The sequence below is a fragment of the Suttonella ornithocola genome, assembly GCF_001889065.1.
In the GTDB taxonomy this organism is placed as follows: domain Bacteria; phylum Pseudomonadota; class Gammaproteobacteria; order Cardiobacteriales; family Cardiobacteriaceae; genus Suttonella_A; species Suttonella_A ornithocola.
The window spans coordinates 1-7,482 of record NZ_LWHB01000032.1; the positions used below are offsets into that span (position 1 = coordinate 1).

Here is a 7,482-nt window from a genome sequence, read left to right on the forward strand (position 1 = left end):
AAACGTTTCTTTAATTACAGGTTATCGGAATACTTTCGATACTGAGTTACAAAGAGGTGGCATTGATGCATTGATTAATAAAATGCAATCAATGAACTAATTATGCAAACGCCAATTGGTGAAATTAATACTCAAGGGCAATTAGCGCTTGTTTCAACTTTAACGGCTGATTATCTCTCTAATCAGCCGTTTTCTGCTCTCTCAGAAAAATTACCTTCGATGATAGTCGTTGATGGTTCAACAGTGACAAATTGTGATAGTGCTGGTGTCGCGGCACTTATTTGGCTATTACAACAAGCAGAGAAACAACAAGCTAAAATTATTTGGCAGAATTTACCCATAATAGTCACTCGTTTATTATCTTTATATGATTTAAATAATAAGGAATTAATTTTCTATGCAGGAACAACTCATTGAATCGCGAATTCGTGAAGCTTTAGGAGAAAATACTGAAATTACGCTTTCTACTTCTGATGGTGTTCACTATTCGGCAACAGTTATATCAGAAGCGTTTGCAGGTCATTCTCGGTTAGAGCAACATCGTATGGTCATGAAAGCATTAGAAGATATTATTAGTAGTAATGAAGTGCATGCTTTACAGCTAAAAACAAAGGTAGCTGAATAAATGGATAAATTAAAAATTATTGGCGGAAAGGCTTTATTTGGTGAAGTGGATAGCAGTGGTGCAAAGAACGCTGTTTTACCTATTTTAGCCGCGACTCTTTTGGTTAAAGGTCAAACGATTATTGACAATGTTCCTCGTTTACGTGACGTTCATACTTTTATTAAAGTATTAAACGCTATGGGAGCAAAGGCTGAATTTACCGAGAATAATCAAGTAACAGTTGATGCAACAGAAATCACTAATCCTGTGGCACCTTATGAGCTTGTTAAAACCATGCGCGCTAGCGTATTAGTTTTAGGCCCGCTTTTAGCAAGATTTGGACAAGCAAAAGTTTCGCTTCCTGGTGGTTGTGCAATTGGTGCTAGACCCGTTGATCAGCACATTAAAGGTATGCAAGCCTTAGGTGCTGAAGTCGATATTGAAGAAGGTTATATTGAAGCAAAAGCCTCTAAATTAGTTGGACAACGTTTTGTAATGGATGTCGTTACAGTAACGGGGACAGAAAATATCTTAATGGCTGCGGCTTTAGCAAAAGGGACGACTATTCTAGAGAATGCGGCTCGTGAACCAGAAGTAACGGATTTAGCAAATTTACTTAATGCTATGGGGGCAAAGATTTCTGGTATTGGTACTTCAACATTAACTATTGAAGGTGTGGAAGTTTTACATCCAACTCGCTACTCTACTTTGCCAGACCGTATTGAAACAGGAACGCATTTAATTGCTGCTGCGGCTACTGGTGGATGTGTCACTGTTCGAAAAACTTCTCCAGATTTATTAGAAGCCGTATTAGAAAAACTAGAAGCGGCAGGAAGTAAAGTCACTCGAGGAGAAGACTTTATTACGCTTGATCAAAAAAATCGATCATTAAAAGCTGTCAGTATTAGAACGGCACCATTTCCTGCCTTTCCAACAGATATGCAGGCACAATTTATGGCGCTTAATTGTTTGGCTGAAGGCAGTGCAACAATGGTAGAAACTATTTTTGAAAATCGGTTTATGCATGTGCCTGAATTAGCGCGTATGGGCGCTGATATTTTCATTGATGGACACACAGCTACGACACGCGGAGTAGAAAAACTTAGCGGGGCACCTGTTATGGCAACAGATTTAAGAGCTTCTGCTTGTTTGGTTATTGCCGCCTTAGCTGCTGAAGGTGAAAGTATTATTGAGCGGATTTATCATTTAGATCGTGGCTATGATGCAATTGAAAAGAAATTAAGCTTATTAGGAGCTAACATTGAACGCATTCATGGCGACTGAAAAACGTAGTAAAAATATTGTTATTGCACTTTCAAAAGGGCGGATTTTAAAACAAACTTTACCATTACTTTCAGCAGCAGGAATCGAACCTTTAGAAAATATCAATGAGAGTCGTAAGTTAATTTTTTCTACAACAATGGAAGATGTTAGCTTGCTGGTTGTTCGTCCTTCTGATACACCAACTTATGTTGAATATGGTGCTGCGGATTTGGGAATAGCTGGAAAAGATATTTTATTAGAATCCGATACTCATAATATTTTTGAAATTGTAGATTTAAATATAGCAAAATGTCGATTAATGGTTGCGGTTTCTGAAAAATCGCCGACATTATCCGCACAACATATCCGAGTAGCCAGTAAATACATTCATTCAGCTAAAAATCATTTTGCAAAACAAGGACGACAAGTCAGTGTCATTAAATTATATGGTTCTATGGAATTAGCGCCATTAGTAGGGCTTGCAGATTGTATTGTTGATTTAGTAGATACTGGTAACACTCTAAAAGCAAATGGATTAGTACCAATAGAAACTGTTTGCGAAATTAGTTCTCGTCTTATTGTTAATCGTGCTGCTTTTAAGCTCAAACAAGCTAGATTAATGCCTATTATTCGAGCCATTGAAAACGCCGCCAAATAGGAGAAAAAATGATTGCATTTTTAGAGCGTAATCATCCAAAATTTTTTGAAACCCTCGCCGATAAATTAACGGTTTCTGCAAAACATCAAACAGAAGTTCGTCAAAGAGTAGAAGATATCATTCTTTCAGTTTGTCAAAAAGGCGATCAAGCCTTATTGCACTATGCTGACATCTTAGATGGTACAAAAGCAACAAAAGTTTCAGAATTAAGTGTTCCTACCAAAGATTTAAAAAGAGCTTGGGATGCTACAGATAATGAAGCCAAAGCCGCTTTGAAAGTTGCTCATGATAATATTGCGGAATATGGAGAATATCAAAAACTACAATCTTGGCAATATACGAGAACAGATGGAAGTATCTTAGGACAGCAAGTCATGCCTTTGGATAGTGCAGGTATTTATGTGCCTGGTGGAAAAGCGGCTTATCCTTCATCCGTTTTAATGAATGCTATTCCTGCAAAAGTTGCAGGGGTAAAAAGAATCGTAATGGTTGTACCGACGCCTGGGGGCATTGCTAATCCTTTGGTACTTGCAACAGCTTATCTTTGTGGCGTAGATGAAGTATGGAAAATAGGGGGGGCGCATGCAGTTGCAGCTTTGGCTTATGGAACAGAAACGATTCAAGCGGTAGATAAAATTACTGGACCAGGTAACCAATACGTGGCTGAAGCTAAACGCTATGTTTTTGGACAAGTAGGTATCGACATGATTGCAGGTCCATCAGAAATCGTCATTATTGCAGATGATAGTGCTAATCCAGATTGGGTTGCAGCTGATTTGTTTGCTCAAGCCGAACATGACGAAATGGCACAGTCAATTTTCATCACTTACTCCAGAACACTTGCAGATAAAGTTATAGATTCCATTCATAAATTGCTTCCTAGCCAGCCGCGTTCGGAAATTATCAATCGTTCTTTAACTGAGCGTGGTGTCATTATTCTTTGTGAAACGCTTGAAGAATGTTTATCTGTTGCAAATTATATTGCGCCAGAGCATTTAGAGTTAATGATACAACATCCAGAAACCGTTGTTCATAAAATCAAACATGCAGGCGCTATTTTTGTCGGTGAATATTCTAATGAAGTATTTGGCGACTATTGCGCTGGAACAAATCATGTTTTACCAACCTCTCGTACCGCACGATTTGCTTCGCCATTAGGTGTATATGATTTCCAAAAAAGAATAGGAATATTGCAATTATCGCGCTCTTCCGCTCATAAATTATCGCCTATTGCAGATTGTCTTGCGCAACGTGAGCATTTATATGCACACGCATTTTCGGCTAGATTAAGAGGAAAATCTGATGAATTACATTGAAAAAGTCATAAGCCCGCAAGTTCGCGAAGCTAAAGCTTATGCTGTTGCAGATATTCCTACAAATATGTTGAAATTAGACGCAATGGAGCTTCCTTGCGATTTACCAGAAAATTTGCGAGAAAAATGGTTAGATAGATTAAAAAATGTCGCCCTAAATCGTTATCCACCAGCTGTTCATCCCATTATAGAAAACTTACTAAAACAGCATTTTAATATTAGTGAAAATCATGATGTTTTATTTGGTAACGGTTCTGATGAGCTTATTCAAATTATTTTGCTCGCAAGTATTCAGAACAATCGCTATATCTTAGCGCCAGCGCCAACATTTGTTATGTATGAATTGCTAACTAAATTTCTAGGAATGCAATACATTGGCGTAGATACAAAAAGTAATTTTGAGCTAGATTTGCCAGCAATGCTAAAAGCTATAGATAAATATCAGCCAGCCGTTATTTTTCTTGCTCATCCAAACAATCCTACAGGAAAAACTTATCCTAGCTCAGAGATTATTCAAATAATTGAAAAAGCAGAAGGACTAGTCGTTATTGATGAAGCTTATCTTGCTTATAGCGAAGGAAGCCTTAAAGCATTTGCAGAGCAATATGACAATGTCGTTATCATGAGAACATTATCAAAAACAGGGTTTGCAGGTATTAGATTTGGCTATTTATTCGGAAAAAAAAAGTGGATACATGAGTTTAATAAAGTACGCGCTCCATATAATGTGAATGTACTAACACAAGCAACGATTCAGTTTGTTTTAGAAAACTATTCAGAAATTGTACAACAATCTTATGAAATTAAAGAAGAACGAGAAAAAATTTATCAACTACTAAAAACATGGGATGAATGCCAAATTTTTCCTTCTCAAGCCAACTTTTTAGTCTTACGCGTTCCAAATAGCCAACAGTGGTTTGAAAAATTGAAATCTGAAAATATCTTAGTCAAGAATCTTAATAATAGTCATCCATTACTTGAAAATTGTTTAAGACTTACTATTAGCAATCATAAAGAAAACATTCAACTTATGGCTGCATTGGAGAAATGTCGATGAAAAATTCAAATTTAATTACGGAATTAAACCAGTTTTTTATGGTTAAAAATTTTCGTGACTATGCTCCTAATGGATTACAAGTAGAAGGTAAAGAAACAATTAAGAAAATACTAACGGCAGTTAGTGCTTCTGAAGCAGCAATTGATGCAGCTATAGCAAATAAAGCAGATGCATTATTTGTTCATCACGGATATTTTTGGAAAGGTGAAGCGTCTGAAATAGTTTCTATTAAGCGTAATCGTTTGAAAAAACTTCTGGAAAATAACATTAATCTAATTGCTTATCATCTTCCTCTAGATCAACATCCTAAATATGGAAATAATATTTTATTTGGACAAGCAATAGAGGCAAGAAATATCCGACAATCTGCTTGTGAAGAGCTTATTTGGCATGGAGAAATAAATTCTATGACAATAGAGCAGCTTTCACAAAAACTAACTAGCGTACTTAACCGAAATCCAATGATGGTTGGGGCGTTGCTTGAAAAAGTAGTTACTAAAATAGCTTGGTGTACAGGTGCCGCACAGGATTTCCTTGCGCAAGCAGTAAAAGAAGATGCGGAAGTTTTTATCAGTGGAGAATATGCTGAAAGAACGTATCATGAAGCAAAAGAATTAGGTATCGCTTATTTTTCTTGTGGACATCATGCAACGGAGAGATTTGGCGTTAAAAAAATGGTTGAAGTTTTTCAGGATGAATTCTCAATAGAAGCAAGCTTCTTTGATGAAGCAAATCCATTTTAGTAATCGATAATAAATAAAATAGCTAGCTAATCTTAGCAAACTCATTTGGATTAATAAGATTAGCTCAAATAGGTAATAGTATTATTACCTATTTACTTTAGGGCATAGAGGGTCTGCAAGATTACAACAGGACCTACGGCTTATCAGAAGCTTCTTATTGCTATGTTTATCATGCCAAATTGTTTTAAAAATGTCTACAAAAATATAGTCAATTTTTGCATTTAATTTGTTCATTTTTTTATGTCTTGGCGAGTACATCCGAAACTCCTATATCATCTATTTTTTCTCTCAAATTATTAGGTAGATTTTTAATTGGTATTAAATAAAGAGAGAGTTTTGCTTTTGCCTGTTCTGAATTAGTCAGTCTATAGTAATGTATTTGCTTTGTGCCACCTTGACTAGGAATATTGGTTTTTGTTTTATGAAATGCTGATTGAACAATGGATGCTGCTTTAATCATTGTTTCTCTATTCAGAGCAGTAGTCGTTATGTATAAATTTGTTGCTACAGCAAAATCCGCAAATAACTTAGGGCTTACAATTCCTAGAACTGTATCAGAACCATAGCTTAAACAATATAGAGGTTGACCAGAGCGATTAACAATAATTTCTTTGTTATCTATTTTTGCATATATAGTGCAATCATCTAAAACCCAACCCAATCCAAAGCAGATAAAAGAATAAAGTATCAATACAATCCATCCGCCATTCTTTGCGGATTTGCTTAATCCAAGCCCACATCTTTTCAATGGGATTTAAGTCTGGACTATAAGGGGGTAACCAAACTATCTCATGCCCATGCTCTTCAATGATTGCTTGAATATCACTGCGTTTATGAAAAGCGGCATTGTCCATGACAATTACACTGTTTTTAGGTAACTCAGGTAACAGTGCTTCTCTCACCCAATGAGAGAAAATATCGCTGTTAATAGAACCATCATATAAGCGTAAGGCAAACAATTCTCCATTGATAATGGCTCCAATCGCATTGCTCTGGTTCTTTAAATGCCAGTTATCACTTCCATGACAAATTTGTCCTTTTGTGCTGTAGCCATAAGGTCTATGATCAAAGGCTATAAAACCACATTCATCAAGATAGACTATCGGTTTGTCTTGAGCGGTCTTATCCACTATTTGTTCTTGAAAGTGCTCTCTTTTCTCTGTGTCGGCTTTTGGATGTTGGTTAATCTTTTTTTATGCGTTATCTTTAGTCGCTTTAGAGCATAACAAATCGCTGATTGCGAGCAATTAAAACGTCTAGCGCTTTCCCATTGGTAATCATCAGGATACTGCTCAATATCCTTAAGCAAGGCTTCATCATCAATCTTTGAGGGCTTACGCTCAGTAAAGCCTTTAGGATGGGGATTTTTAATCCAGCTATAGACGGTGAATTTGCTGATCTTGTAGCGCTTTGCAACAGCGCGCCAAGTTTCTCCATTAGCAATATCGTTAAGAATTTTCTGTCGGAATTGGCGACAGTAGGTCATAGGATATGCTCAGTTTGTTTTTGATAATTCTACTACAAGTTGTTCTTTATAGTGCAATCAGCTAAAAAACAGAACACCATTTACCGCCAGAAGCACTAAGGTCATGTTTATAAAACGTCCTGTTTTTTAGTTGATTTGACTATATATCTGCTTTGGATAGATTGGATTATAAGTGATTTGACTATATATGATGGTTCTATTAACAGCGATATTTTCTCTCATTGGGTGAGAGAAGCACTGTTACCTGAGTTACCTAAAAACAGTGTAATTGTCATGGACAATGCCGCTTTTCATAAACGCAGTGATATTCAAGCAATCATTGAAGAGCATGGGCATGAGATAGTTTGGTTACCCCCTT

At 36.5% G+C, this 7,482-nt stretch carries 12 protein-coding genes; 9 read left to right on the forward strand and 3 right to left on the reverse strand.

The window, feature by feature from the left end; all coding sequences use genetic code 11:
• The first annotated feature begins 13 nt into the window (after window positions 1–13).
• Genes A5N85_RS17530 through A5N85_RS02810 form a run of 8 tightly spaced genes read left to right on the forward strand, consistent with a single transcriptional unit; the run spans window position 14 to window position 5,638 of the window.
• On the forward strand, window positions 14–100 hold the full coding sequence (locus A5N85_RS17530) for a hypothetical protein (RefSeq protein WP_428843248.1): 87 nt from the start codon (window positions 14–16) through the stop codon (window positions 98–100).
• 2 nt (window positions 101–102) lie between these two features.
• Complete coding sequence (locus A5N85_RS02780) at window positions 103–417, forward strand: STAS domain-containing protein (protein ID WP_072575876.1); 315 nt, start codon at window positions 103–105, stop codon at window positions 415–417.
• Window positions 398–625, forward strand: coding sequence for a BolA/IbaG family iron-sulfur metabolism protein (locus tag A5N85_RS02785; RefSeq protein ID WP_072575877.1), 228 nt, complete (start codon window positions 398–400; stop codon window positions 623–625). Before A5N85_RS02780 ends, A5N85_RS02785 begins: the two co-directional genes overlap by 20 nt.
• Window positions 626–1,888, forward strand: coding sequence for a UDP-N-acetylglucosamine 1-carboxyvinyltransferase (murA, locus tag A5N85_RS02790; RefSeq protein ID WP_072575878.1), 1,263 nt, complete (start codon window positions 626–628; stop codon window positions 1,886–1,888).
• The gene (gene hisG, locus A5N85_RS02795) at window positions 1,878–2,525 is read left to right on the forward strand and encodes an ATP phosphoribosyltransferase (RefSeq protein ID WP_072575879.1); all 648 of its coding nucleotides are present in this window, start codon (window positions 1,878–1,880) and stop codon (window positions 2,523–2,525) included. Before murA ends, hisG begins: the two co-directional genes overlap by 11 nt.
• A gap of 8 nt (window positions 2,526–2,533) precedes the next feature.
• Window positions 2,534–3,841: a histidinol dehydrogenase gene (gene hisD, locus A5N85_RS02800; protein ID WP_072575880.1), complete on the forward strand. Its 1,308-nt coding sequence runs from the start codon at window positions 2,534–2,536 to the stop codon at window positions 3,839–3,841.
• Entirely contained in the window at window positions 3,828–4,895 is a 1,068-nt protein-coding gene (gene hisC, locus A5N85_RS02805; protein WP_072575881.1) for a histidinol-phosphate transaminase, read from the forward strand. Before hisD ends, hisC begins: the two co-directional genes overlap by 14 nt.
• Window positions 4,892–5,638: a Nif3-like dinuclear metal center hexameric protein gene (locus A5N85_RS02810; RefSeq protein ID WP_072575882.1), complete on the forward strand. Its 747-nt coding sequence runs from the start codon at window positions 4,892–4,894 to the stop codon at window positions 5,636–5,638. Before hisC ends, A5N85_RS02810 begins: the two co-directional genes overlap by 4 nt.
• Before the next feature lie 238 nt (window positions 5,639–5,876).
• On the opposite strand, the gene A5N85_RS02815 is transcribed toward A5N85_RS02810, so the two are convergent.
• From A5N85_RS02815 to A5N85_RS02825, 3 genes are read right to left on the reverse strand one after another with little or no spacing between them, the layout of a single operon-like run.
• Window positions 5,877–6,299, reverse strand: a complete 423-nt coding sequence (locus A5N85_RS02815) for a conjugal transfer nickase/helicase domain-containing protein (protein WP_072575883.1) — start codon at window positions 6,297–6,299, stop codon at window positions 5,877–5,879.
• Complete coding sequence (locus A5N85_RS02820) at window positions 6,280–6,768, reverse strand: IS630 family transposase (RefSeq protein WP_072575884.1); 489 nt, start codon at window positions 6,766–6,768, stop codon at window positions 6,280–6,282. Before A5N85_RS02820 ends, A5N85_RS02815 begins: the two co-directional genes overlap by 20 nt.
• Window positions 6,768–7,124 carry an IS630 transposase-related protein gene (locus A5N85_RS02825; RefSeq protein ID WP_072575885.1) on the reverse strand — a complete coding sequence of 119 codons (357 nt, stop codon included), beginning with the start codon at window positions 7,122–7,124 and terminating at the stop codon, window positions 6,768–6,770. The genes A5N85_RS02820 and A5N85_RS02825 overlap by 1 nt, the downstream gene beginning before the upstream one ends.
• Before the next feature lie 177 nt (window positions 7,125–7,301).
• On the opposite strand from A5N85_RS02825, the gene A5N85_RS02830 reads away from it, so the two are divergent.
• A partial coding sequence (locus A5N85_RS02830; RefSeq protein ID WP_211268048.1) for a transposase occupies window positions 7,302–7,482 on the forward strand: 181 nt, incomplete at its 3' end.

Bases quoted from the DNA above. Each gene is read 5' to 3' on its own strand.
- murA (WP_072575878.1), top strand. From the start codon at position 626: ATGGATAAATTAAAAATTATTGGCGGAAAGGCTTTATTTGGTGAAGTG.
- hisG (WP_072575879.1), top strand. From the start codon at position 1,878: ATGGCGACTGAAAAACGTAGTAAAAATATTGTTATTGCACTTTCAAAA.
- A5N85_RS02825 (WP_072575885.1), bottom strand. From the start codon at position 7,124: ATGACCTACTGTCGCCAATTCCGACAGAAAATTCTTAACGATATTGCT.
- hisC (WP_072575881.1), top strand. From the start codon at position 3,828: ATGAATTACATTGAAAAAGTCATAAGCCCGCAAGTTCGCGAAGCTAAA.
- A5N85_RS02785 (WP_072575877.1), top strand. From the start codon at position 398: ATGCAGGAACAACTCATTGAATCGCGAATTCGTGAAGCTTTAGGAGAA.
- A5N85_RS02810 (WP_072575882.1), top strand. From the start codon at position 4,892: ATGAAAAATTCAAATTTAATTACGGAATTAAACCAGTTTTTTATGGTT.
- hisD (WP_072575880.1), top strand. From the start codon at position 2,534: ATGATTGCATTTTTAGAGCGTAATCATCCAAAATTTTTTGAAACCCTC.
- A5N85_RS02780 (WP_072575876.1), top strand. From the start codon at position 103: ATGCAAACGCCAATTGGTGAAATTAATACTCAAGGGCAATTAGCGCTT.